Raw genomic sequence first — 23,293 nt, forward strand, 5'->3', positions numbered from 1 at the left:
GCGTCTCCCCGGGCGCCGCCCCCGGCCCCCGCGTGGGTGACGCACCACGCTGACGGTAGCGCCGGACGAACCGTACGAAAAGGACGACGCGCGGTGCGGGAGCCCGGCTCAGGTCAGCGCGACAGCGATGAGCAGCATCGTCACGAGGAACCCGGTGACGAGGTTGAGCCACAGGAACGTGCGCCACCCCGCGTTGGCCCGCTCGCAGTCGTCGTCGGTGACGCCGCGGAAGCGCCACGTGCTGACGGCGTACGGCAGCGGGAGCAGCGCGGCCAGCACACCGGGCCACGGCAGTGCGAGCAGCACCGCGGCGGCGACGACGTAGGCGGCGGTGGCACCGAGCACCGTGGGCCGCGCACCCAGCACGGTCGCGACCGACGCGAGACCGCCGGCGCGGTCGGCACGCACGTCCTGGACCGCGCCGAACGCGTGCGACGCCATGCCCCACAGCAGGAACGCGACCAGCACGGGCCACGTGCTGCGCGCCGCGAGGTCGGCGTCGGCGAGGACGAGCGCGTACAGCAGCGGCCCCACGAAGTGCACCGACGACGACAGCGAGTCCAGGACGGGCCGCTCCTTGAACCGCAGCCGCGGCGCGGAGTAGGCGACGACGTCGAACACCACGACGAGCAGCACGAGCCCTGCGAGCGGCGACCCGAGCGCGAGCAGCCACACCACGAACGGCACGGTCGTGACGACGCACGCGACGAGGATCCGGCGGTGCACGGCGCGCGCCCGCGACGGGTCGACCAGACCGCCCTCGATGCCGCCCTTGCGCGGGTTCGCCAGGTCCGACGCGTAGTCGAAGACGTCGTTGACCCCGTACATCAGCAGGTTGTACGGCACCAGGAAGAAGATCGTGCCGACGACGAGCCGGACGTCCACGAGCCCGTCGGTGACCATGAGCCAGCCCGCGGCGAACGGGAAGGCGGTGTTCACCCAGGAGAACGGCCGCGACGCCGCGAGCACCTCGCGCATCAGGCCTCCCCACCGACGGGCAGGTCCGCGACGGGCGCGTCGGCGTGCGACGACGTCCGACGTGACCGCCCCAGCACCGTCCACAGCACGGGCACGAGCACGGCCGCGGCGAGCGCGTACGCGAAGTCCTCGAGCGGGGCGCCCCACACGTGCACGCCGAGGATCTTGTCGGGGTCGAACACGTAGAGCCCGACGTCGATCATCAGGGTGTCGAACACGGCGGTGAGCACGCACAGGTGCACCGACGCCCACACCAGGGGCCAGCCGCGCAGGCGGCGCAGCACGGGCCACGACACCGCTCCGAGCACCACGAGCACGAGCACGTTGAGCACGATGTTCGTCACGGCGCGCTCCCGTCCGCGCCTCGTGCGTCCGGCGCACGCTGCGCGTCGCGCGCCTGCGCGAGCGCGCGCCGCCCCGCCTCCCGCTGCGCCCAGGTCGTGTCGAACCAGCGCCACGCGAGCAGGCCCACATAGCTGAGCAGCGCCAGGAAGAACGCCTCCTCGATCGGAAGCTCGGGTGCCAGCAGGATGCCGGTCATGTGCGGGGAGTCGCCGCGCGCGAAGATCCCGAGCGCGAGCCCGGCGAGGTCCCACAGCAGGAACCCGACGACCGAGAGCCCCACCGTCCAGCTCGCTCGCCGCGCGTCGTACCAGAACGCGAGCCGGAACCGGCGGTCGAGCACGGCCAGGCCCGCGAGGGACACCAGCAGGGCCCCGAGGTACATCAACCCGGTCATGCACGCCCCGCCGTGACGTCCGACCACAGCCCGCGCGGCAGCGCGGCGGCGAGGTAGCCCGGGCGCAGCGGCGCGGGCAGCGGACGGGCGGACCGCTCGCCGAGCAGGCGCTTGGCGACGAGCTCGGCGCCGATGAGCACCATGGGCAGCCCGACGCCGGGCACGGTGCCGCCGCCGACGTGCAGCAGGTTGGGCACGCGCCGCGACGCCACGCCGGGCCGGAACATCGCGGACTGGCGCAGCGTGTGCTCCATGCCCAGGGCGGTGCCGCGCCACGCGTGCAGGTCGCGCGCGAAGTCCGCCGGGCCCACGACGCGCCGCACGACGACCCGCTCGCGCAGGTCGGGCACGCCCGCCCACGCGGCGATCTGGTCGAGGTACCGGTCGGCGTGCGCGTCGAGCTCGCCGGGGCGCGTGCCGATCGCGGGGTCCGCGGGGAACGGCACCAGGACGAAGAGGTTCTCGTGCCCGGGCGGGGCGGCCGTGGGGTCGCTCGCGGTGGTGCGCGAGACGTACAGCGACGCCACGTCCGGCACGTGCAGGTCGGCCGGCTGCGACGCGCGGCCGGGTCCGAGGATCGCGTCGAAGTTGCCGGGCCAGTCCTGCGTGAAGAACAGCGAGTGGTGCCGCAGCTCGGGCAGCTCGCCGCGCACGCCGGCCATGACCAGCAGCGCGGAGATGCCCGGGCCGCGGTCCTCCCAGACCTCGGCGGGCAGGTCCGCGTGCTCCGCGCCGAGCAGCGCGGTCTCGGTGTGGTGGCGGTCGGCGCCCGAGACGACGACGTCCGCGGGCACGAGCGTGCCGTCGGCCAGCCGCACGCCGCGCGCGACGCCCCGCCGCCTCGGGTGCCGGGCCGAGCGGGGCGCGTCGTCGACCTCGATCGCGACGACCTGCGCGCCGGTGCGCACGGTGACGCCCTCCTCGTCCGCGGCTTTCGCGAGCTCCTCGACGAGCGTGTACATGCCGCCGCGCGGGTAGAACACGCCCTCGCCGAGGTCGAGGTGGCTCATGAGCGAGTACAACGCAGGCACCCGGTACGGCGACGAGCCGAGGAACACTGCGTGGTACCCGAGCACCTGCCGCAGCACGGGGTGCTCGACCGTGCGGGCGATCCGGTCCGCGAGGGACTCGGTGAGCAGGCGTGCGAGGGTGCCGGAGCGGCGCAGCACGTCGCGCGACAGCGCGCGGTCGGGTCGCTCGAACGTCGTGTAGAGGAAGTGGTCGAGCGCGGTGCGGTACGCCTCGCCGGCGTCGGCGACGTAGCGGCGGACCGCGGCGCCCGCACCGGGCTCGAGGCCGTCGAAGGTCGCGGCGTTGACCAGCGGGTCGGCGACGACGTCGAACGGCTCGACGCCCTGGCCGGGCTCGGGGTGCAGCCGGTAGGCGGGGTCGAGCCGCTGCAGCTCGACGTGGTCGGACAACCGTCGACCGAGCAGGGCGAACGTGTGCTCGAACACCTCGGGCATGAACCACCACGACGGCCCGGTGTCGAACCGGAAGCCGTCGACCTCCCAGGTCCCGGCGCGGCCGCCGAGCTGCGCGGACTGCTCCAGCAGCGTCACCTGCGCGCCGCCGCGGGCGAGCAGCGCGGCGGTCGCCAGGCCGCCGACGCCGCCGCCGACGACGACGACGCGGACCGGCGCGCTCATCGGGCGACCGCCGCGCGCCCGGCGCGTGCGCGGCTGCCGGCCTCGTCCGCGAGCACGCCGGCGACCGCGCGTGCGACGACGACGGCCTTGACCGGTCCCGGCACGCGCACCCGACGGGTGCGCAGCGTCGCGACGGGCGTCGCGGCGAGGTCCGCCAGCAGACGGTCGTAGAGGGCCGTCGTCGCGGCGACCGCGCACCGCGCGCGCGTCGGCAGCAGCGGCAGCGCGGCGCGCGCCCGGGCGAGGTCACCGCCGATCTCGCCGAGCACCGACCGCACGTCGTCGGCCGTGAGGTGCTCCGGGTCCACACCCGGCAGGTACGCGCGGCCGAGGTCGTCGCTGTCGGTGGCGAGGTCGCGCAGGAAGTTGATCTTCTGGAACGCCGCCCCGAGCGCCCGCGCACCGTCGACGGCTGCGGGGTCGGGCTCGACGGGCGGGTCGCCGGGTCGCCGCTCGGCGTCGAGGAACGCGCGCAGGCACATCACGCCGACCACCTCGGCCGAGCCGTAGACGTACCGCTCGTAGCTCTCGCGGTCGTGCGTGCGGACCGTGAGGTCGGCGCGCATCGAGGCGAAGAACGGGTCGACCTCGGCGTGCCCGATGCCGACGCGGCGGGCGGTGCGGGCGAACGCGTGGACGACGACGTTGGTGGAGTACTCGGTGCGCAGGGCCCGCGCGACCTGCTCCTCGAGCTCGTCGAGCTCGGCCCCCGCGTCGGGGCCCCGGTAGGTGTCGACGACCTCGTCGGCGAGCCGCACGAGCGCGTAGATCGCGCGGATGTCGTCGCGCGTACGGGCGCCGAGCAGCCGCGTGCCCATGCCGAAGGACGTGGAGTAGGCGCGCAGCACGAGCGCGCTGGCCCGTGTCGCGGTGGTGTCGTACAGGACCTGCCCGGTGCTGGCCGTGCGCATGTCGTGCGTCCTCATCTCGGTCGTGCCGGGGGTCGTGGGCCGCGGCCCGGTGGGTCTCAGCGCGCGCGCCCGGCGAGGTCGTCGACGACACCTGCCAGGTAGGTCGCGAGCGGCTCCGGCAGGTGCGTGGCGAGCGTACGCGCGATGTCGGCCGCACGGTGCGCGAGGGCGCGCACGTCCTCGACCGCGCCGGTGGCGTGCAGCACCTCGACGACCGTGCGCGCACCCGCCTCGTCGAGGTCGGCCCGGCCGACGTGCGTGGCGAGCAGCGCGGCCTGCCGGGCGTCGGCGCGGCGCCAGGCGACCCGCAGCAGCTCGGTGCGCTTGCCCTCGCGCAGGTCGGACAGCACGGACTTGCCGGTGAGCGCCGGGTCGCCGATGGTGCCGAGCTCGTCGTCGGCGAGCTGGTAGGCGACGCCGAGCGCGGTGCCGATGCCGGCGAGCACGGCGCGCTCCTCGCCGGACGCGCCGGCGAGCACGGCGCCGGACTCCAGCGGCACGCGGAACGAGTAGACGGCCGTCTTGAGCTCGGCGACGAGGACGGCGTCGACGTCGGACGGCGCCGCGAGCGCCCCCCCGCACGTCGAGCAGCTCGCCGCTGACGGTCGTCGAGACGCCGTCCGCGAGCATCCGCACGAGGTCGCCGACCACCGCGGACGGGACCGCTGCGGCGGCGAGCAGGCCGAAGGCCTGCGCGAGCGCGGCGTCGCCGGCGAGCAGCGCGGACGCCCGCACCTGCTCGTCGACGGCCGCCGCCGCGACGCCGTCGTGGTGCAGGCGCGCGCGGGTGCGGCCGGCGACGTTGGGGCGGCCGCGGCGGACCTCGTCGTGGTCGAGCAGGTCGTCGTGCACGACCATCGCCGTGTGCAGGAGCTCGTGCGCGGCGGCGACGTGCGCGGCGGCCGTGACGTCGGTGCCGCCGAGTCCCAGGTACGCGGCGGCGACCAGGCGCGGGCGCAGGAGCTTGCCGCCGACGACGGCGTCGACGTCCTGCCAGAGGTCGGCGCACGCGGCGTCGTAGCCGACCGCCCGGCGGCGCTGCTCGCGGACCAGGTCGCGCAGGACGCGCGAGGCGGCCACGGTGACGTCCTCGACGCCGTGCGCGAGCGCGGCCGCGTCCACCGGGGCCCCGGGGACCGGCGTGACGTCCGTGGCGAGGACCTGCGCCGCAGGGGGCGCGTCGGCCAGGGCCGGGCCGGCGCCGTGCCCGACGGGCGTGCGCTCGCTTGTCTGACTCACGTCGCCCCCAGGAGGTCCGTCGGAAGAATCCTCAGGGTACTGAGGATCTGCCCGTCGGCCACCGGAGACCGGGTGGAACTGACCCGTCACCCGAAAGTGTTCGTCCATGTTCGAGATTGTGCTTTTCTGTTCGGACGGGAAGGTATGCTGCCGCCATGACGTGGCTCGTGACCGGTGGGGCGGGATACATCGGCGCGCACGTGGTGCGCGCCCTGCAGGAGGCCGCGTCCGCGGGCGAGACGCACCTGCGCCCCGTCGTGCTCGACGACCTCTCGAGCGGCCACGCGGAGTTCGTCCCCGACGACGTGCCGTTCGTCCGCGCGTCCGTCGTCGACACCGCCGCCGTACGCACCGCGCTCGCCGAGCACGGCGTCACGGGCGTCGTGCACCTCGCCGGATTCAAGTACGCGGGCGTCTCCGTGCAGCGCCCCCTGCACACGTACACCCAGAACGTCACCGGCACCGCCCACCTGCTCGAGGCGATGGCCGACGCGGGCGTCGACCGCATCGTGTTCTCGTCCTCGGCGGCCGTGTACGGCACGCCCGACGTCGACGTGGTCACCGAGGCCACCCCCACCGCCCCCGAGTCGCCCTACGGCGAGTCCAAGCTCGTCGGCGAGTGGCTGCTGCGCGACCAGGGCGTCGCCACGGGCCTGCGCCACACGTCCCTGCGCTACTTCAACGTCGTCGGCTCCGGCGCGCCCGACCTCTACGACTCGAGCCCCCACAACCTCTTCCCCCTCGTGCTCGACGCGCTGACGTCCGGCCGCACGCCACGCGTCAACGGCACCGACTACCCCACGCCCGACGGCACGTGCGTGCGCGACTACGTGCACGTCGCCGACCTCGCCGTGTCGCACGTCGCCGCCGCCCGTGCGCTCGCCGCCGGGCGGGCCCTCGACCCCGTCTACAACCTCGGCTCGGGCGACGGGCTGTCGGTCGCGCAGGTCATGGCCACGGTCGCGCGCGTCACCGGCACCGACTTCACGCCCGAGGTCGCCCCCCGCCGCCCCGGCGACCCCGCCCGCATCGTGGCCTCCGGCGAGGCGGCCGCCCGCGACCTCGACTGGGTCATGCGGCACACGCCCGAGGAGATGGTCGCCAGCGCGTGGGCCGCGCACCAGCACACCATCTGACGCCCCACCGGGCCGGATCGCTGCCCTTTCGGCCACGATGACGCGGCGCACCCTCCCAGGTCTGGTCAGACCCGACATACCGACCCCACACTCGGACCGGCAGCGCTCCGCCCGTGCAGCGCTCGGTCGTCAGGGGGAACTCATGCGTGTCCGCTCAGCGGTGGTCCGGTCCGCGCTCGACGTGGGGTCCGCCTCACTCGCCGCGCCCCCAGGACGACGCCGGCGGCGAGGGCTGCAGACCCTGACGGCTGCGGCGGCCGCGCTCGTCCTCGGCGCCGGGGGCTCCGCGCTGGCGGCACCGGCCGCCGCCGCACCCGTCGTCGGGTGCGGAGCCGTGGTGGAGGGCGAGGTGACGCTCGGCGCCGACCTCGTCTGCCGGAACAGTCCCGTCGGGCTCACCCTGCTCGACGGCGCGTCGCTCGACCTCGCCGGGCACCGGGTCGTCGGTGGCGGGTCCGGCACGGGGCTGATCGTCCCACCGGGCGGGTCGGCGACCGTGCACGGCGGGGTGGTCCGTGGCTGGGAGTCGGGCGTCGCGCTCGCGGAGGACGCGTGGGACGCGCCGGGACGGCTCGTGATCGAGGACGTGACGTTCCGGGAGAACACCACCGGCCTGGAGCTCCAGGGGCTGGGCACGGTCGCCCCCGACACCGACGTCACCGCGTCGCGGTTCGTCGCCAACGGCACGGGGATCAGCGCCCTGGACCTGTGGGGCGGTGTCGACCTCACGGTCTCTGCGTCGAGGTTCACGGACAACGCCACGGCACTCGACGTCACCAGCAGCACCGTGGCCGTCGCGGACTCGGTGCTGGCGTACAACGAGCAGGGCGTGGCGTGCGACCAGTCCGCCTGCCGGATCGAGGACAGCACCCTGCGGGACAACGGGACGGCGGTCTCCTCGATCTGGTACGGGACCGCCAGGGTCTACCGCAGCACGTTCGTGCGCAACGACATCGGGGTCGACAGCTACTGGGTGCTCTCGATCCCGAACGAGCTCGTCGGGAACACCTTCACCGCCAACGGCACCGGGGTCCGGTTCGACTCGGCGCACGGCGTGCTCACCGACAACACGTTCGTCCGCAACGACGTCGGCTACGAGGGCCGCAGCGAGGACGGGCCGCCCTACTTCACCGCCGCCCTCGTCGGCAACGACTTCCGCCGCAACGGCGACGGGATCCTCTCCGTGGTCGGCGAGAGCACCTTGCAGGCCAACACCGCGGTCGCCAACGAGCGCTGGGGCATCCACGCCCCGGGCGCCGTCGACCTGGGCGGCAACACCGCCCGCGGCAACGGCAACGAGCCGCAGTGCGTCGGCGTCGTGTGCGAGGGGGCCGGTCCGGCGTCCTGAGCTCCGCGCCCGCCCCGGCCGACCACCCGTCCGGGGCGGGCCGCGGACGCCGGGCGCGGTGCGGCCGTCAGCGCGCCGCGGGCTCGAGCGCCTGGAGCCGTGGCAGCTCGGCGGCGAAGCGCTCGAGCTCGCGCTCCTCGCCCGCGTACACGCCCGACTCCCGCGGCCAGTGCAGCACGACGTCGCCGAACCCCAGCGCGGCCGCTCGCTCGACGCCCTCGACCGCGAGCGCGGCCGACGTCAGCGAGAACCGCGGGGCGCCGTCCAGGCTGAGCCACCGCCCCACGGCACGACCGCCCGCGACCTCGTCGAACGCGTCGACCATGCGGGCGAGCCCGCCCCACCACTCCTCCTGGGCGGCGGCCTCGTCGACGCCGTCGCCCACACCCGTCCCGGGCCCGTACGTCGCCCAGCCCTGCCCGTGCCGCGCCGCCAGCGCCATCGTGCGCGGGCCGTTCGCGGCGACGACGAAGGGCGTCCGGGGGCGTGCGAGCGTGCCCGGGACCATCCGGGCCGCGTGCGCCTCGTAGAACTCCCCCACGTGCTCGGTGACGGGCTGCGTGAGCAGCGTGTCGAGCAGCCCGAGGAACTCGGCGAACCGCCGGGTGCGCTCGCCGCGCGTGGGCGCCGGGCCCAGCACGCCGGCGTCCCAGCCCTCGCCGCCGGCACCGACGCCGAGCACGAACCGGCCCCCGGACACGTCGTCGAGGCCCATGACGTCCTTGGCGAACGGCACGGGGTGGCGGAAGTTCGGGGACGCGACCCAGGTGCCCAGGCCGATCCGGTCGGTGACCGCGGCGGCGGCGGCGAGCAGCGGCACGGTCGCGAACCACGGCTCGTCGGCGAGGTCGCGCCAGGCGAGGTGGTCGTACGTCCACGCGTGGTCGAACCCCATCTGCTCGGCCCGTCGCCACCGCGCCCGCGCGCTCGACCACCGCTCCTGCGGGAGCAGCACCACCCCGACCCTGACCATGTCCGGCACGCTACCGGGGAGACCGACGGGGGCCGCAGTCACATGTCGCTACGGCGGGGTGACACACGGCCGTGACAGAACGGCCCCGGCACCCGTACCCTCCCGCCATGGACCTGGAGGTGCGGCACCTGCGGACCGTGGCGACCGTCGCCTCCCTCGGCAGCATCACCAAGGCCGCAGGGGCGCTCGGCATCGCGCAGCCGGCACTCAGCGCGCAGCTCTCGCGCATCGACCGCACCCTCGGCGGCCCCACCTTCGTTCGGGACCACCGCGGCGTCCGCCCGACCCCGCTCGGGCTGCTCGTGCTGGAGCGCGCGCGCACGCTGCTGCCTGCGATGGACGCGCTGCGGCAGGACGCGCAGCGCCTGGCCTGCGGGGGCACGCCGACCTCGCTGCGGGTCGCGAGCGCGGGCGCAGCACTGGCCGCGCCGTTCGTGCACCGACTCCGGCACGGGGGCGCACCCCCCACCCTGCGCGCGACCGCCGACGCACGGCGCGCGGCGTCCGAGCTCGCCGCGGGCACGCACGACGTGCTGCTCGCGGGGATGTGCGGTGACGCGCTGCCGCCCGCCGCGCCGGGCGTGCAGTGGCGCCTCGTCGGCACCGACGCCGTCCAGGTCGTCGTGCGCGACGACCACGCGTGCGGTGACGTCGCGGACCTCGCCGAGCTCGCCGACGAGCACTGGGTCAAGGCCGCCGGTGACGGGTGCTGCTTCCGCGAGTGCTTCCTGCGGGCGTGCGCACGCGCCGGGTTCGCGCCGGCGACGCCGAGCGAGTGCGACCGTGCCACGGGGCTGGCGATGGTGCTGGACGACGCGGTGGTCGCGCTCGCGCAGCCCTTCGGGGCGCTGCCCGCCGGCCTGCGCGCCGTCGCGCTGCGGGGGGCACCCCTGGCGTGGTCGACCTGGTTGGCGACGCGCACGGACGCCGACACCGACCTGCAGGAGCGACTCGTCGCGGCGGCGCGCGACGCGCGGCGCGACGGCCTGGCCGCCGCGGGTGGCGCGTACTCACGCCCCTCACGAGCGGGTGAGGTCCACGCGCGTCCCGCGATATGACTGGGACGGACTCTGGTTTCTGACTCCAGTCGACGCGTATCGTGACTGCACGGTCACCACCGAACGAGAGGCTCCTCCATGGCCACGCCCACCACCCTCCGCCGTGCCTCCGCGGTCGCCACCGCGGCCCTGGCGCTGCTGCTGGCACCGCTCACCACCCACGGTGCGTCCGCGGCTGCGCCGTCCTCCGACCTGCCCGCCGGCATGGTCGAGGCGCTCGAGCGCGACCTCGGCGTCCCGCGCGCCGAGGCCGCGCAGCGGCTCGCGTTCCAGAAGGACGCCGCCACCAAGGTCCGCACGCTCACGCAGGCTCTCGGGTCGACGTACGCGGGCGCCTGGGTCGACCCCGCCGCCGGCACCGTGCACGTCGCCTCGACGACGCCGTCGAAGGTGCGCGGGCCGATGGCCGCCGGCGTCACCGCGGTCGCCGCCGAGCGCTCGCTCGGCCAGCTCGAGGCCCTCGGGGCCCGGCTCGACGCGGCCGGCCCGTCGGCCGCGGTCGCCACCTGGTACGTCGACGTGCCGACCAACAAGCTCGTCGTCGAGTCGGTCGGCGACACCGCGGCGGCCGCCGACGCCGTCGCCGCCGCGGGCCTGCCTGCCGACGCCGTGACGCTCGCGACCACCGAGGCGCCACGGACGTTCGTCGACGTCATCGGCGGCAACGCGTACTACATCAACGCGAGCAGCCGCTGCTCGGTCGGCTTCGCGGTCGAGGGCGGGTTCGTCACCGCGGGCCACTGCGGGCGCGCGGGCGCGAGCACGTCGTCACCGTCGGGGACCTTCCGCGGCTCGTCGTTCCCCGGCAACGACTACGCGTGGGTCCAGGTCGCCTCGGGCAACACGCCGCGCGGGCTGGTGAACAACCACTCGGGCGGCACGGTGCGCGTCACCGGCTCGCAGCAGGCCGCGGTCGGCTCGTACGTGTGCCGATCGGGCAGCACGACGGGATGGCGGTGCGGCTACGTCCGGGCGTACAACACGACCGTGCGGTACGCGGAGGGCTCGGTCTCGGGCCTCATCCGCACGAGCGTGTGCGCCGAGCCGGGCGACTCCGGCGGCTCGCTGGTCGCCGGCACGCAGGCCCAGGGCGTCACGTCGGGCGGGTCCGGCAACTGCCGCTACGGGGGCACGACGTACTTCCAGCCCGTGAACGAGATCCTGCAGGCCTACGGTCTGCGTCTCGTCCTGGGCTGACACGCTCGCGGCGGGCCCTCCCCTGCCCGTCGCGCGCCGGCCCCGGGTCGCCGACCGCGACCCGGGGCACCCAGCGGCCCGCGCCGTCCAGGCGGGCCGCGTGGCGGGTGGTGCGACCTCGGGGGGCGTCGCACCACCCGTCGCCGGGGGTCAGGGGTGCAGGCCCCGCTCCCCGCCGTGCGACGCGGGCTCGAGCTGGAACGTGCAGTGGTCGACGTCGAAGTGGCCCGACAGGCACGCCCGCAGCGCCTCGAGCACGCGTCCGGTGCCGGCGCGGTCCAGCTCGTCGTCCGCCACGACGACGTGGGCCGACAGCACGGGGACGCCGGACGTGATGGTCCACGCGTGCAGGTCGTGGACCCCCACGACCCCGGGGACGCGCGTCATGTGCTCGCGCACGGCGTCGAGCTCGACGCCCGCCGGTGTCGCCTCCAGCAGCACGAGGGCGACGTCGCGCAGCAGCATCGCCGCGCGCGGCAGCACCAGCAGCGCGATGACGACCGAGGCGATGCCGTCAGCACGCGCGGCACCGGTGGCGAGCACCACGAGCGCCGCCGCCACGACCGCGACGGATCCCAGGGCGTCACCGAGCACCTCGAGGTAGGCGCCGCGCACGTTGAGCGAGTCGTGACGCCCGCGGTGCAGCAGGAGCAGGCCGACCGCGTTCGCGGCCAGGCCCAGCAGCGCGACCCCCAGCATGAGCCGCGGCTCGACGTCACCGGGGTGGACCACGCGACGGATCCCCTCGACGAGCACGAGGACGCCCACGACGCCGACGACCAGCCCGTTGACGAGCGCCGCCAGGACCTCGGCGCGCTGCCAGCCGAACGTGCGGCGCGCGGTGGGCGGCAGTCCCGCGAGCACGCTCGCACCGAGCGCGACGGCCAGCCCGGCGGCGTCGGTGAGCATGTGCCCGGCGTCCGCGACGAGCGCGAACGAGCCGGAGAGCAGGCCCCCGACGACCTCGACGGCCATCACGACGAGGGTCAGACCGAGCACCCACGCGAGCCGGCCGCGGTGGCGGGCGCTCGCCCCGGGGTGCGCGTGGTGGTGGCCCGTCACGTCACCACCTCCCGTCGCCGCGACGTCGAGTCATCGCCGTCGAGCGATGCTAGCCCGGGCGGCCGGTCAGCCCCAGCCCAGCGCGTGGAGGCGGTCGTCGTCGATGCCGAAGTGGTGCGCGATCTCGTGGACCACCGTGACCGCGACCTCCTCGACGACCTCGTCCCGGTCCTCGCAGATCGCCAGCGTGGGGAGGCGGTAGACGAAGATCCGGTCGGGCAGCGACCCGGCCGCCCAGAACTCCCCCCGCTCGGTCAGGGGCGTGCCCTCGTACAGACCCAGGAGGTCGGGCTCGTCGGCCGGAGCCTCGTCCTCGACCAGCACGACGACGTTGTCCATCATCGCCGCGAGCTCCTCCGGGATCTCGTCCAGGGCGTCGCGGACCGCGTCCTCGAACTCCTCACGCGTCATCTCGACCACGGCTCCATCCTGCCCTGTCGGAGCGCCCCCGACCCGGCGTCCTCCGTCGGCCCGCGCGACGCGCTGACCTGCGACGGGGATCCCGCTTTGGAGTTCCGGCCCCCACCCCGTATGCTCATCACCGGTCTTCCGACGCCTCGACGTCCGGGGCGGACAACCCGCCCTCATCGTCTAGCGGCCTAGGACCCCGCCCTTTCACGGCGGTAGCACGGGTTCGAATCCCGTTGGGGGTACGAGCAGGAGAGCAGTACAGCAGGAAGCTTCACGGTGGCTCAGGCCACCATCGAGGCCCCGTAGCGCAGTTGGTTAGCGCGCCGCCCTGTCACGGCGGAGGTCGCGGGTTCAAGTCCCGTCGGGGTCGCTGAGAGAGTCGGTCGAGAGATCGACTCCCTCGTGCGAGGCTCTGTAGCTCAGTTGGTAGAGCGTTCGACTGAAAATCGAAAGGTCACCGGATCGACGCCGGTCGGAGCCACCTCAGACGGCCCCGCGGGACGCCCGCCGGGGCCGTCGCCGTGTCCGGGGCTCGTCGCCCGGATCTCCGCCGCACCGTGTGACCTCACCACGCGCCGGCGACACCCTCCGGACCGGGATGTCCGAGTCGCCCGACGTGTGCGGCATGACTCACCCGGACGCCCGTCCACCTCGGGCCCATCGTCCCGGTCGGCGCGCGCACCTGCCTGCCTACGGTGGGAGCACGTTCCCACCGACCGAGGACACTCCCGTGACCACGACGACCGACCGCCCCCGCCCCCGCATCCTCGACCGCCTCACCGACCCCCTCGCCGAGCGCGCACGGGACCGGTTCGAGCGCGCGGAGGACAAGGTGCGCGCCACGGTCCAGCACGAGCTCGACGCCGTCGGCGCGAGCCTGCGGAGGCGCGCCGTGCGCATCCGCCCCTCCGCGATCGCCTTCGCCGTCGCCGCCCTGCTGACGGTCGTCGGACTGCTGCTGTTCGCCACGGCGGCCGTCGTGGCCGTCGCGCAGGCCCTGCCGCTGTGGCTGGCCACGCTCGTCGTCGGCACGAGCCTGGTGCTGCTCGCCGCCGCGGCCGCCGCCTGGGGCCGCGCGATGCTGCCGACCACGAGTCCCGTGATCCCCGTGCCCCCGAGCACGCACCCGGCAGAGGAGCTCGTGCACCCCTGGGTCGACTGAGCGCACGGACGCATCGGCAGGTACGCGACGCGTCGCGTCGCGCGCGGGCGCCCGGCCCGGCAGACTGAGGGTCCGGCAGCACCCGTCACTGCAGGTGAGGAAGTCCGTCGAATGGTCACGTACACCGGTCGGTCGAGCGACCCGCGTCCCGACGCACCTGACGACCCGCGGTCGCTGGGCCGCCTGGTCGGCGACCTCAGCGAGCAGGCCACGCGCCTCGTCCGCGCAGAGATCGCTCTGGCGAAGGCCGAGCTGAGCGCCCGCGCGCAGCAGGTCGGCCTCGGTGCGGGCCTCCTCGTCGGGGCCGGCGTCCTCGCGCTCTACACGCTCACCGCGCTGCTCGCGACGGCGGTCCTCGGTCTCGCGACCGTGCTCCCGGCGTGGCTGGCCGCACTGATCGTGTCCCTCGTGCTGCTCGCGGTCACCGGGGTGCTCGGGCTGCTGGGCGTCCGGCACCTCAAGCGAGGCACCCCGCCGGTGCCCGAGCGCGCCATCGAGAACCTCCAGGCGGACGTGGACGCCGTGAAGAAGGGCCTGCAGCGGTGAGCGACAAGGACTCGACCCCCACCCCGCAGGTCGCCGCCCTGGAGGCCGAGGTCGTGCTCGCGCGCGAGCAGCTCGCCGCCACGGTCGACGCCCTCGCCGACGAGGTCTCCCCGCAGCGTCAGGTCGAGCGCCTGCAGCAGCGGGCGCGGCGCCTCGTCTTCGACGCGACGGACGCTGCGGCCCTCCCCGAGGACCGCGCCCGCGCGCGCAAGGTGCTCGCCGTCGCCGGGGCGGTCGTCGCGCTGGTCGTCGTCGGCGTCGTCCGGCGCGTGACGCGTCACTGACGCCCGCTCACCGGCCGGTCGCCACCGGGGCGAGCTCGCCGGCCGGGATCCGTCCGATCCGCCCGCCGGACGGGCCCGGGCCCCCTGGGGAAGCTCGGAGGGCAGCCGCGGTCGTCCGCGGCCCCGGAACGCCCGTGGACAGCGCGACGGCCGCCGTCCCGAGCCCCGAGAGGGGTTCGACGGACGACGGCCGTCGTCGTGCGCGTGGTCACCCGCGACCGACAGCACGTCGGTCGTCGGAGCCTGCTCCGCCGGCGTCTCGCGCACTCCCCCGCGGTGCGCGCAGGACGGTCCCGACGGACGGCCCCGAGAACCTCAGGACTGCGGGTTGCTCCGTGGCTGCGGCACGCCGTTCAGCAGCTCGCGCACCTCGGACTCGCGGTACCGGCGGTGACCGCCGAGCGTGCGGATCGAGGAGAGCTTGCCGGACTTCGCCCAGCGCGTGACGGTCTTGGGGTCGACGCGGAACAACGTCGCAACCTCGGACGGCGTCAGGAGCGCTTCGGTCTCTGACGAGTGTGTGGTGGACACGTGTACCTCCCTGGTCTGGCCGCCCCGGTCGGTGCTTCCTGGTTCACCTCTCGCACCGGGGCCGCGGGTGTTGGTACTGAATCTGACACATCGGGCACTCCAGGACACCTCCGGAGGTGTGCGACGTGCCGCCGGACCCGCCGTTCGGGGCCCGTCGTCCGCCACCACCTCCCTGGGGCGCCGTCGATGTACCCACCCTAAACCCGTCCGACTCGGGACACATCCCCTGCGAGCACTCGCGACCTGTCGCTCGATGGTGTGACTTCGCTCGCACGGGATTTTTCGCCCACTCGCGCTCACCCCTTCGGGTCAGCGCCGTGACCAGCAATGACGCCTCGAGTCGAACCGCATCGACGCCCCCACGTGGGTGAACAGGTGGACCATGAACGCGCTCCCGCGCCGGATCGGCGTGGAAATGTGATGTACGTCACACCTTCTGCGGGCCGGTGACCGGACTTTCCCGGACGACGTGCGCACCATCCGGACCAGCGAGTCACGCCACGCCCGGGCGGCTGTCACGTCGCGGGCGCACTCGCGGGCGACGTGGGCGAGCCCACCCGCCGGCAGGTGGTCGGAATGGATCGCGACCATGTACCGTTGCCACACGAAGAGACTCAACAGCACCCGGGGCCGCACGTGTGAGCACGGAGCCGCCCCGCTTCCACGTTAGAGGGGGTCGATGCCATGGGGCGCGGCCGTCAGAAGGCAAAGCAGACGAAGGTCGCCCGGGAGCTGAAGTACTTCAGCCCGGACACCAACTACCGGGCTCTCGAGCAGGAGCTCACGTCGCGCAGCCGCAACGATGTCGTCACGGACAGCCGCCGCAGCGCGGTGGGCACGGACGACGACGATCCGCCGGGATGGGGCTGGCCCGGCGACGACGACCGCTGACGAGCGTCCGCGCGATCCCTCACCCGGTTCGCGGCCCGAGCAGATCCGTCTGCTCGGGCCGCGTCGTGTTCGCGCGGGCGCTCGAGCGGGACGCCGCAGCCGTGGGGATCTCGTGAGGTCGCGCGCCTCACTCCGGTGGACGCCCGGGCGAGGACGCGGCGACGCCCTCGGTACACGGGTCGACCCGGGCCCGACGGCGCGACCGCCGGCACGCTGAGCCGGTGCCGCGCAGGCGCAGGACCGTCGCGCGCGCGTCAGCCGACCCGGTAGGTGCCGTGCAGCCGCACGGCACCGCCCTGGACGCCCTTGGTGCCCGCCACGACGTCCGCGGCCGTGCCGTCGTCGTCACGCCGCTCGCGTACGGTCCCGAGCCGCCACGCGGGCACCCCGCGCTGCGCCGCCGCACGCTGGACGTCGTCCGCGACCTCCGCGGACACGACCGCGACCATGCCGACGCCGAGGTTGAGGGTGTTCTCCAGGTCGCCCCACGGGACGGATCCGAGGCCCTGCACGAGCGAGAACACGGGCGGCAGGACCCATGAGGCCCGGTCGACGTCGGCGACCAGGCCGGGCGGCAGGACGCGGGCCACGTTGGCGGCGAGCCCGCCACCGGTGACGTGGCTGAACACGTGGACGCGGTCGGGCCCGAACTGCTCGACGAGCGCCAGGCAGTCGGCCGCGTAGACGCGCGTGGGCTCGAGCAGCTCCTCGCCCAGGGTGCGCCCCAGCTCGTCGACGTGCCGCTCCAGCCCCCACCCGGCGACCTGCACGACGCGCCGCACGAGGGAGTAGCCGTTCGAGTGCAGACCGGACGACGCGAGCGCCACGAGCACGTCCCCCGCGCGCACGCGCTCGGGACCGAGCAGCTCGTCCGCCTCGACGACGCCCGTGGCCGCGCCGGCCACGTCGTACTCGTCGGGGCCCAGCAGGCCGGGGTGCTCGGCGGTCTCGCCGCCGACGAGGGCCGTCCCGGCAGCCGCGCAGGCCGCCGCGATGCCGCGCACGATCCCGGCGATACGCTCGGGCACGACCTTGCCGCACGCGATGTAGTCCGTCATGAACAGCGGCCTGGCGCCGACCACCACGATGTCGTCGACGACCATGCCGACGAGGTCGAAGCCGATCGTGTCGTGCACGTCGAGCGCCTGCGCGATCGCGACCTTGGTGCCCACACCGTCCGTGGACGTCGCGAGCAGCGGACGCCGGTACGCGGTGAGCGCCGCGGCGTCGTACAGCCCCGCGAACCCGCCGACCCCGCCGAGGACCTGCGGGCCGTGCGTGGCCCGTACGGCGTCCTTCATGAGCTCGACGGCCTTGTCGCCGGCCTCCGTGTCGACGCCCGCCGAGGCGTACGTGACCGGCTGCGGGGCGCTCACGGGTGCTCCAGCGCGGTCGCGCCACCGGCCGTCGGGACGATGCTCAGCAGGCCGTCCTCGGGCTGCCCCAGGGGCAGCTCGTTCTGCTCCAGGAGGTGCTTGCCGAGCTGCTCCGACGGCGGCAGCTCGATCGGGTACCGGCCGCTGAAGCACGCGGTGCACAGCTGCGACGCGGGCTGCTCGGTGGCGGTGATCATGCCCTCCTCGGACAGGTAGCCCAGCGAGTCGGCGCCCAGCGACCGGGCGATCTCCTCGACGCCCAGGCCGTTGGCGATGAGCTCGGCGCGCGACGCGAAGTCGATGCCGTAGAAGCACGGCCACTTCACGGGCGGAGCGGTGATGCGGATGTGGACCTCGGCGGCACCCGCCTCGCGCAGCATGCGCACGAGCGCGCGCTGCGTGTTGCCGCGCACGATCGTGTCGTCGACCACCACGAGCCGCTTGCCGCGGATGACGTCCTTGAGCGGGTTGAGCTTGAGGCGGATGCCGAGCTGGCGCAGCGTCTGGGACGGCTGGATGAACGTGCGGCCCACGTAGGCGTTCTTCGTCAGGCCCTGACCGAACGGGATGCCCGACTTCGCGGCGTAGCCCACGGCGGCGGGCGTGCCGGACTCCGGGACCGGGATGACGAGGTCGGCCTCGACCGGGTGCTCGACCGCCAGGCGGCGGCCCATCGCGACGCGCGCGGCGTGCACCGAGCGGCCGTTGATCGTCGTGTCGGGACGTGCCAGGTAGACGTACTCGAAGACGCAGCCCGCGCGGTCGATGGGCGCGAAGCGGGTCGAGCGCAGCCCGTCGGAGTCGATCGCGATGAACTCGCCCGGCTCGACCTCGCGCACGTACGACGCACCCACGATGTCCAGCGCCGACGTCTCGGACGCGACGACCCAGCCGCGCTCCAGACGGCCCAGCACGAGGGGCCGGACGCCCTGCGGGTCGCGCGCCGCGTACAGCGTGCGCTCGTCCATGAACACCAGGCAGAACGCGCCACGCAGGCGCGGCAGCACCTCGAGCGCCGTGGCCTCGAGCGTGTGGTCCGGGTCTCCCGCGAGCAGTGCCGTGATGAGCGCCGTGTCGGTGGTGTTGCCGCGCGCGAGCTCGCCGCGGCGCTGGCTGCCGTACCGCTCCGCGACGAGGTCGACGAGCTCGGCGGAGTTGGTGAGGTTGCCGTTGTGGCCGAGGGCCACGGTGCCGGCCGCGGTCGGGCCGAGCGTCGGCTGCGCGTTCTCCCACGTCGACCCGCCGGTCGTCGAGTAGCGCGTGTGACCGATCGCGATGTGCCCCTGCAGGGCGTTCAGCGCGGTCTCGTCGAACACCTGCGAGACCAGCCCCATGTCCTTGTAGACGAGGAGCTGCGAACCGTTCGACGTCGCGATCCCCGCGGACTCCTGGCCGCGGTGCTGCAACGCGTAGAGACCGAAGTAGGTGAGCTTCGCCACCTCTTCGCCGGGAGCCCAGACGCCGAAGACTCCGCAGGCGTCCTGCGGGCCTTTTTCGCCGGGGAGAAGGTCGTGGTTCAGACGTCCGTCTGCGCGGGGGGCCACGGCACCATGGTGGCACACGCCCGGACGGCCCCGCGTCGGGCGTCCACCACGCGGCGAGCGGTGCGCGTCGTGGCGCCGGAGCCGCGTCGGCCCCTCAGGCGGGCGGCGCAGGTCGCCGCCGCCGCGTGCTGCGCCGGTCGGCCAGCAGGGCCAGCACCCCGCCCACGAGCGTGCCCCCGAGCGCGCCCGAGAGCGCCAGCACCGCCCGCACGCCGTTCTGGCCACCGAGGAACGGCAGCACTCCCCCGTCGTCCGCGGTCAGGGCGCTGCCCGCCGCGGTCGCCGCTGCCACGCCGAGGCCGACGAGCGCACCGAGCAGCGCGCCTGCGACGAGGAACGCGCGGTAGCGCGGCGCCCGGCGCACGGTCGCCGGGACCGCGACACGCGCGAGCTCGGCCTCGTCGGGGGTCACCGCACCGGGGGCGCCGGGGTCGGCCGCCGGGGGCGGCGCATCGGCGGGACGGGCGTCGTCGGGTCGGGGGTCCTCGGGCACCCGACGATCCTAGGTCAGCGGACCCGGGCGGCCTGGAGCGGTAGCAGGTGCGCGAGGTCGGCCCGCTCGCCCGACGCGTGCACGCGCCCCGTCGCGACCGCGGCGTGCCACGTCACCTCGCCTGTCGCCAGCTCGAGCCACGTGACCGGGTCGGTCTCCACGACGTTCGGCGGCGTGCCGCGCGTGTGGCGCGGTCCTTCGACGGCCTGCACGGCGCCGTCGGGCGGGACACGGACCTCGACCGCGTTGCCCGGGGCGACGTCGGCGAGCTCCTCGAGCGTGAAGCGCACCGCGGTGCGCCGGGCGGCCGTCGGCGCGCCGTCGGGGTCCGCGCGCCACGCCTGCAGCGCGGCACGCCCGTCGAGGGGGTCGGTACGGCGACGCGGTGGCACGGACCCATCCTCGCGCACCGGGCACGGTCCGGGGACGCGCAGAGGGCGGCCCGGCAGCTGCCGGACCGCCCTCCTCGGACGGGTGTCGGGTCAGACGACGCCCAGCGCGAGCATCGCGTCGGCGACCTTGGTGAAGCCGGCGATGTTGGCGCCGAGCACGTAGTTGCCCGGGTCGCCGTACTCCTCGGCCGTCTCGGCGCAGTTGTCGTGGATGCCCGCCATGATCGCGGCGAGCCGCTCCTCGGTGTGCTCGAACGTCCACGAGTCGCGGCTGGCGTTCTGCTGCATCTCGAGCGCCGACGTCGCGACGCCGCCCGCGTTCGCGGCCTTGCCGGGCGCGTACAGCACGCCCGCGTCCTGCAGGAGCGCGACGGCCTCGGGCGTCGTCGGCATGTTGGCACCTTCGGCGAGCGCCAGGAGGCCCGCGTCGACGAGGCGCTTGGCGTCGGTCTCGTCGATCTCGTTCTGCGTCGCGCACGGCAGCGCGACCTGGGCGTCGACCTGCCACACGCGGGCCGCCGGGACGTAGTGCGCACCGCTGCGGCGGGCGGCGTACTGCTCGACGGGCAGTCGCTCGACCTCGCGGACCTGGCGCAGCACCTCGAGGTCGATGCCGGCCTCGTCGACGACGTAGCCGAGCGAGTCGGAGCAGGCGACGACGTGCGCGCCGAGCGCCTGCGCCTTCTCGATCGCGTGGATCGCGACGTTGCCGGCGCCGGACACCACGACCCGCATGCCGTCGAACGACAGGCCGCGCGTGGCGAGCATCCGCTCGGCGAACAGCACTGTGCCGTAACCGGTGGCCTCGGTGCGGACCAGCGAGCCACCCCAGGAGATGCCCTTGCCGGTGATGACGCCCGACTCGTAGCGGTTGGTGATGCGCTTGTACTGACCGAACAGCCAGCCGATCTCGCGCCCACCCACGCCGATGTCACCGGCCGGGACGTCGGTGTACTCCCCGATGTGCCGGTACAGCTCGGTCATGAACGACTGGCAGAAGCGCATGACCTCGCCGTTGGACCTGCCCCGCGGGTCGAAGTCGGAGCCGCCCTTGCCGCCGCCGATCGGCATGCCGGTGAGCGAGTTCTTGAAGACCTGCTCGAAGCCCAGGAACTTCACGATCCCGAGGTACACCGACGGGTGGAAGCGCAGGCCGCCCTTGTACGGGCCGAGCGCGGAGTTGAACTCGACGCGGAAGCCCCGGTTGATGCGGACCTGCCCCGCGTCGTCGACCCACGGCACACGGAAGATGATCTGCCGCTCGGGCTCGCACAGGCGCTCGAGCACCGCGGCGTCGACGTACTCGGGGTTGCGGGTCAGCACGGGCCCGAGACTCTCGAACACCTCGGTGACCGCCTGGTGGAACTCGCGTTCACCGGGGTTGCGTGCAAGGACCTGCTCGTGGACACGCTGCAGCTGTTCCTGCATGGCGTCGACTCCGCTCTGCTCAGCGAGGACGGGAAACCTTCAGAGCGTAGGCCCGGCCCCCGAACCGGACCTGGGACGTCCGATCCGTGGTCCTCGCGCCCGGCGGGCGGTCGGGGTACGCGTGAGGCCGCGGACACCCCGTGAGGGTGCCCGCGGCCTCGTCGCGGCGTGGCGGCCGCTGTGCTCAGCAACCGGACGTCACGTCACCACTTCGCGTTGCGCGCCAGCTCCAGTGCCATCGACTGCCACCACTGACCGGCGCCCGGGCCGCCGTTGCAGGCGCCGTCCGACTCACCGGGCAGCTTGATCCACAGCAGCGCGTCGAGCCCGCTGCCGTCGTTCACGAGCGTCGGGCGCTCGCCGAGGGCGCGGCCGCTCGGGTTGCACCACTCCGACCCGGACGGGCCGTTGCCGTTGCGCGACGTGTCGATGACGAACTTCTTGCCACCGGTCAGCTGCGAGACCTGCTGACCCCAGGTCTTCGACTCCGCCGTCGTGCGGTAGTTGGAGACGTTGATCGAGAAGCCCACGGCGTCCTCGAACCCGATCTGGTTGAGGCGGTTCGCGGCCTCCGACGGCGACAGCCACGCCGAGTGGCCGGCGTCGATGTAGACGCGCGCACCCTTGGCGGTCAGGGACTTCGCGGCGTACTTGAGGAAGCCGACCCGGTCGCCCTGGCCGTCGCAGTCGCCGAGCATCGGCAGCGCGTCGGGCTCGAGGACCACCCACGGGTTGCCGACGATGCCCTGGGCGACCGTGTCGATCCACTGCGCGTACTCGGAGGTCGACACGCCGCCGCTGGAGTGCTGGCCGCAGTCGCGGCCCGGGATGGCGTAGACGACGAGCACGGCGGTCCTGCCGGCGGCCGCAGCGGCCGACGTGATGTCACGGACCTCCTGCTGCGCGTGCGAGGCCTCGTTCCAGTTGCCGACCCAGTACGCCTGCGGCGTCAGGGCGATCTTCGCCAGCAGGTCCTTGTCGGAGCCGCTGGCCGCCTGCCAGGCGCGGTACGACTGGTTCGTGGTGTCGACGTGGAACTGACCGGCCTGGACCGGCGGCATCGTGGGCTCGGGCGTGGGCTCGGGCGTGGGCTCGGGCGTGGGCTCCGGGGTCGGCTCGGGCGTGGGCTCCGGCGTCGGCTCGGGCGTGGGCTCCGGCGTCGGCTCGGGCGTCGGCTCCGGCGTCGGCTCGGGCGTGGGCTCCGGGGTCGGCTCGGGCGTCGGCTCCGTCGTCGGGCCACCGACCGCACCGTTGCACGAGGTGCCGTTGAGCGTGAAGGACGTCGGCGCGTTGTTCGCGCCGTTCCAGGAGCCGTTGAAGCCGACCTGGACGCTGGCGTTGGTGCCGACCGAACCGTTCCACGACATGTTCTTCACGGTGACGTTCGAACCGGAGGTCGAGTGCACGCCGTTCCAGAGCTGCTGCACGCCCTGGCCGTCGGGGAACGTCCAGCTCAGCTCCCAGGACGAGAGCGGGTCGCCGAGGTTCGTGACGGTGACGGCTGCACCGAAGCCACCGGGCCACTGGCTCGTCACGGCGTAGTCGACGCGGCAGCCGGCGGCGGCCTGCGCGATGCTCGAGGTCAGGGCGGTGACGCCGCCGGCGAGGACGGCTCCGGCCGCGACGGCCGCGACGACCTTGCGTCTGGTGGTGAGGGGTCTCTTCGAGCGGGGGTGCATGGACATCTCCTCGGGGTCGGGGTCGGCCAGTCCGCGGATCGGGTCGGCCACGCGCGTCGGGCGGCGCTCGGACGCCGGTGGACGCGCCGCAGGACGCGACGGCTCCGACGCCGTCCTGCGTAACGACACACCGATCACACCTGCTCGACCTGCACCCTGGCGAGCCGACGGCCATTCCCTAATCGATTTGTCACGAAACGGACACGACCCCGCGGGACGACGAGGCCGCGGACGCTCCCCCCGTCCGGGGGCGTCCGCGGCCTCGT

24 protein-coding genes, 3 tRNA genes and 1 pseudogene are annotated in these 23,293 nt (G+C 74.4%); 11 read left to right on the plus strand and 17 right to left on the minus strand.

Annotation, left to right across the window (positions count from 1 at the left end; translation table 11 throughout):
• Positions 1 to 108: 108 nt before the first annotated feature.
• From CFLA_RS14595 to CFLA_RS21310, 7 genes and pseudogenes are all read right to left on the minus strand, one after another.
• Positions 109 to 978, minus strand: coding sequence for a prenyltransferase (locus CFLA_RS14595; protein ID WP_013118103.1), 870 nt, complete (start codon positions 976 to 978; stop codon positions 109 to 111).
• Entirely contained in the window at positions 978 to 1,322 is a 345-nt protein-coding gene (locus CFLA_RS14600; protein WP_013118104.1) for a lycopene cyclase domain-containing protein, read from the minus strand. The genes CFLA_RS14595 and CFLA_RS14600 overlap by 1 nt, the downstream gene beginning before the upstream one ends.
• Positions 1,319 to 1,717: a lycopene cyclase domain-containing protein gene (locus tag CFLA_RS14605; RefSeq protein WP_013118105.1), complete on the minus strand. Its 399-nt coding sequence runs from the start codon at positions 1,715 to 1,717 to the stop codon at positions 1,319 to 1,321. The genes CFLA_RS14600 and CFLA_RS14605 overlap by 4 nt, the downstream gene beginning before the upstream one ends.
• Entirely contained in the window at positions 1,714 to 3,366 is a 1,653-nt protein-coding gene (gene crtI / locus CFLA_RS14610; protein WP_013118106.1) for a phytoene desaturase family protein, read from the minus strand. Before crtI ends, CFLA_RS14605 begins: the two co-directional genes overlap by 4 nt.
• Positions 3,363 to 4,277 carry a phytoene/squalene synthase family protein gene (locus CFLA_RS20970; RefSeq protein ID WP_013118107.1) on the minus strand — a complete coding sequence of 305 codons (915 nt, stop codon included), beginning with the start codon at positions 4,275 to 4,277 and terminating at the stop codon, positions 3,363 to 3,365. The genes crtI and CFLA_RS20970 overlap by 4 nt, the downstream gene beginning before the upstream one ends.
• A 56-nt stretch (positions 4,278 to 4,333) precedes the next feature.
• Positions 4,334 to 4,777, minus strand: a complete 444-nt coding sequence (locus CFLA_RS21110) for a polyprenyl synthetase family protein (RefSeq protein WP_052302731.1) — start codon at positions 4,775 to 4,777, stop codon at positions 4,334 to 4,336.
• 136 nt (positions 4,778 to 4,913) lie between these two features.
• A pseudogene (locus tag CFLA_RS21310) lies at positions 4,914 to 5,624 on the minus strand (polyprenyl synthetase family protein); the annotation flags it as partial.
• Between the two features lie 47 nt (positions 5,625 to 5,671).
• Between CFLA_RS21310 and galE the strand changes: the two are divergent.
• Together galE and CFLA_RS14630 are read left to right on the plus strand one after the other, a co-directional pair.
• Entirely contained in the window at positions 5,672 to 6,652 is a 981-nt protein-coding gene (gene galE / locus CFLA_RS14625) for a UDP-glucose 4-epimerase GalE (RefSeq protein WP_013118109.1), read from the plus strand.
• A 142-nt stretch (positions 6,653 to 6,794) separates the two neighbouring features.
• Positions 6,795 to 8,000 (plus strand): NosD domain-containing protein, encoded by a 1,206-nt coding sequence (locus CFLA_RS14630; protein ID WP_013118110.1) that lies wholly within the window; start codon positions 6,795 to 6,797, stop codon positions 7,998 to 8,000.
• A 67-nt stretch (positions 8,001 to 8,067) separates the two neighbouring features.
• Here CFLA_RS14630 and CFLA_RS14635 read toward each other — a convergent pair whose 3' ends face one another.
• Positions 8,068 to 8,973 carry an LLM class flavin-dependent oxidoreductase gene (locus CFLA_RS14635; protein ID WP_013118111.1) on the minus strand — a complete coding sequence of 302 codons (906 nt, stop codon included), beginning with the start codon at positions 8,971 to 8,973 and terminating at the stop codon, positions 8,068 to 8,070.
• 107 nt (positions 8,974 to 9,080) lie between these two features.
• On the opposite strand from CFLA_RS14635, the gene CFLA_RS14640 reads away from it, so the two are divergent.
• Positions 9,081 to 10,031 (plus strand): LysR family transcriptional regulator, encoded by a 951-nt coding sequence (locus CFLA_RS14640; protein ID WP_013118112.1) that lies wholly within the window; start codon positions 9,081 to 9,083, stop codon positions 10,029 to 10,031.
• A gap of 78 nt (positions 10,032 to 10,109) precedes the next feature.
• Positions 10,110 to 11,228 carry a S1 family peptidase gene (locus tag CFLA_RS14645; protein WP_013118113.1) on the plus strand — a complete coding sequence of 373 codons (1,119 nt, stop codon included), beginning with the start codon at positions 10,110 to 10,112 and terminating at the stop codon, positions 11,226 to 11,228.
• Positions 11,229 to 11,378: 150 nt separating this feature from the next.
• Here CFLA_RS14645 and CFLA_RS14650 read toward each other — a convergent pair whose 3' ends face one another.
• Together CFLA_RS14650 and CFLA_RS14655 are read right to left on the minus strand one after the other, a co-directional pair.
• Positions 11,379 to 12,290: a cation diffusion facilitator family transporter gene (locus CFLA_RS14650; RefSeq protein ID WP_013118114.1), complete on the minus strand. Its 912-nt coding sequence runs from the start codon at positions 12,288 to 12,290 to the stop codon at positions 11,379 to 11,381.
• A 66-nt stretch (positions 12,291 to 12,356) separates the two neighbouring features.
• A complete protein-coding gene (locus CFLA_RS14655; RefSeq protein ID WP_043600973.1) occupies positions 12,357 to 12,701 on the minus strand; it encodes a metallopeptidase family protein in 345 nt (114 codons plus the stop codon).
• 169 nt (positions 12,702 to 12,870) lie between these two features.
• Here CFLA_RS14655 and CFLA_RS14660 point away from each other — a divergent pair.
• From CFLA_RS14660 to CFLA_RS14685, 6 genes are all read left to right on the plus strand, one after another.
• Positions 12,871 to 12,943 (plus strand) — tRNA-Glu (locus CFLA_RS14660).
• A 54-nt stretch (positions 12,944 to 12,997) separates the two neighbouring features.
• Positions 12,998 to 13,071: transfer RNA gene (locus CFLA_RS14665), tRNA-Asp, on the plus strand.
• 38 nt (positions 13,072 to 13,109) lie between these two features.
• Positions 13,110 to 13,182: transfer RNA gene (locus CFLA_RS14670), tRNA-Phe, on the plus strand.
• A gap of 249 nt (positions 13,183 to 13,431) precedes the next feature.
• Complete coding sequence (locus tag CFLA_RS14675; RefSeq protein ID WP_013118116.1) at positions 13,432 to 13,863, plus strand: phage holin family protein; 432 nt, start codon at positions 13,432 to 13,434, stop codon at positions 13,861 to 13,863.
• A gap of 111 nt (positions 13,864 to 13,974) precedes the next feature.
• On the plus strand, positions 13,975 to 14,409 hold the full coding sequence (locus CFLA_RS14680) for a phage holin family protein (RefSeq protein WP_013118117.1): 435 nt from the start codon (positions 13,975 to 13,977) through the stop codon (positions 14,407 to 14,409).
• Positions 14,406 to 14,693: a DUF3618 domain-containing protein gene (locus CFLA_RS14685; RefSeq protein WP_013118118.1), complete on the plus strand. Its 288-nt coding sequence runs from the start codon at positions 14,406 to 14,408 to the stop codon at positions 14,691 to 14,693. Before CFLA_RS14680 ends, CFLA_RS14685 begins: the two co-directional genes overlap by 4 nt.
• Positions 14,694 to 15,008: 315 nt before the next feature.
• Here CFLA_RS14685 and CFLA_RS14690 read toward each other — a convergent pair whose 3' ends face one another.
• A complete protein-coding gene (locus CFLA_RS14690; protein WP_013118119.1) occupies positions 15,009 to 15,224 on the minus strand; it encodes a BldC family transcriptional regulator in 216 nt (71 codons plus the stop codon).
• Positions 15,225 to 15,908: 684 nt separating this feature from the next.
• Here CFLA_RS14690 and CFLA_RS14700 point away from each other — a divergent pair.
• Positions 15,909 to 16,115, plus strand: a complete 207-nt coding sequence (locus tag CFLA_RS14700) for a DUF3073 domain-containing protein (protein ID WP_013118120.1) — start codon at positions 15,909 to 15,911, stop codon at positions 16,113 to 16,115.
• A 254-nt stretch (positions 16,116 to 16,369) separates the two neighbouring features.
• Here the strand turns inward: CFLA_RS14700 and purM are convergent, their stop codons facing one another.
• The 6 genes from purM to CFLA_RS14730 all read right to left on the minus strand — a co-directional run bounded on the left by purM (position 16,370) and on the right by CFLA_RS14730 (position 23,027).
• Entirely contained in the window at positions 16,370 to 17,491 is a 1,122-nt protein-coding gene (gene purM / locus CFLA_RS14705; RefSeq protein ID WP_013118121.1) for a phosphoribosylformylglycinamidine cyclo-ligase, read from the minus strand.
• The gene (gene purF, locus CFLA_RS14710; RefSeq protein WP_013118122.1) at positions 17,488 to 19,035 is read right to left on the minus strand and encodes an amidophosphoribosyltransferase; all 1,548 of its coding nucleotides are present in this window, start codon (positions 19,033 to 19,035) and stop codon (positions 17,488 to 17,490) included. Before purF ends, purM begins: the two co-directional genes overlap by 4 nt.
• Before the next feature lie 94 nt (positions 19,036 to 19,129).
• Positions 19,130 to 19,528 carry a hypothetical protein gene (locus CFLA_RS14715; protein WP_013118123.1) on the minus strand — a complete coding sequence of 133 codons (399 nt, stop codon included), beginning with the start codon at positions 19,526 to 19,528 and terminating at the stop codon, positions 19,130 to 19,132.
• 14 nt (positions 19,529 to 19,542) lie between these two features.
• Positions 19,543 to 19,920, minus strand: coding sequence for a sterol carrier family protein (locus tag CFLA_RS14720; protein WP_013118124.1), 378 nt, complete (start codon positions 19,918 to 19,920; stop codon positions 19,543 to 19,545).
• Between the two features lie 90 nt (positions 19,921 to 20,010).
• The gene (gene gdhA, locus CFLA_RS14725) at positions 20,011 to 21,348 is read right to left on the minus strand and encodes an NADP-specific glutamate dehydrogenase (RefSeq protein WP_013118125.1); all 1,338 of its coding nucleotides are present in this window, start codon (positions 21,346 to 21,348) and stop codon (positions 20,011 to 20,013) included.
• 203 nt (positions 21,349 to 21,551) lie between these two features.
• Positions 21,552 to 23,027: a glycoside hydrolase family 6 protein gene (locus tag CFLA_RS14730; protein WP_013118126.1), complete on the minus strand. Its 1,476-nt coding sequence runs from the start codon at positions 23,025 to 23,027 to the stop codon at positions 21,552 to 21,554.
• Positions 23,028 to 23,293 lie beyond the last annotated feature (266 nt).

The sequence above is a fragment of the Cellulomonas flavigena DSM 20109 genome, from assembly GCF_000092865.1.
Lineage (GTDB): Bacteria > Actinomycetota > Actinomycetes > Actinomycetales > Cellulomonadaceae > Cellulomonas > Cellulomonas flavigena.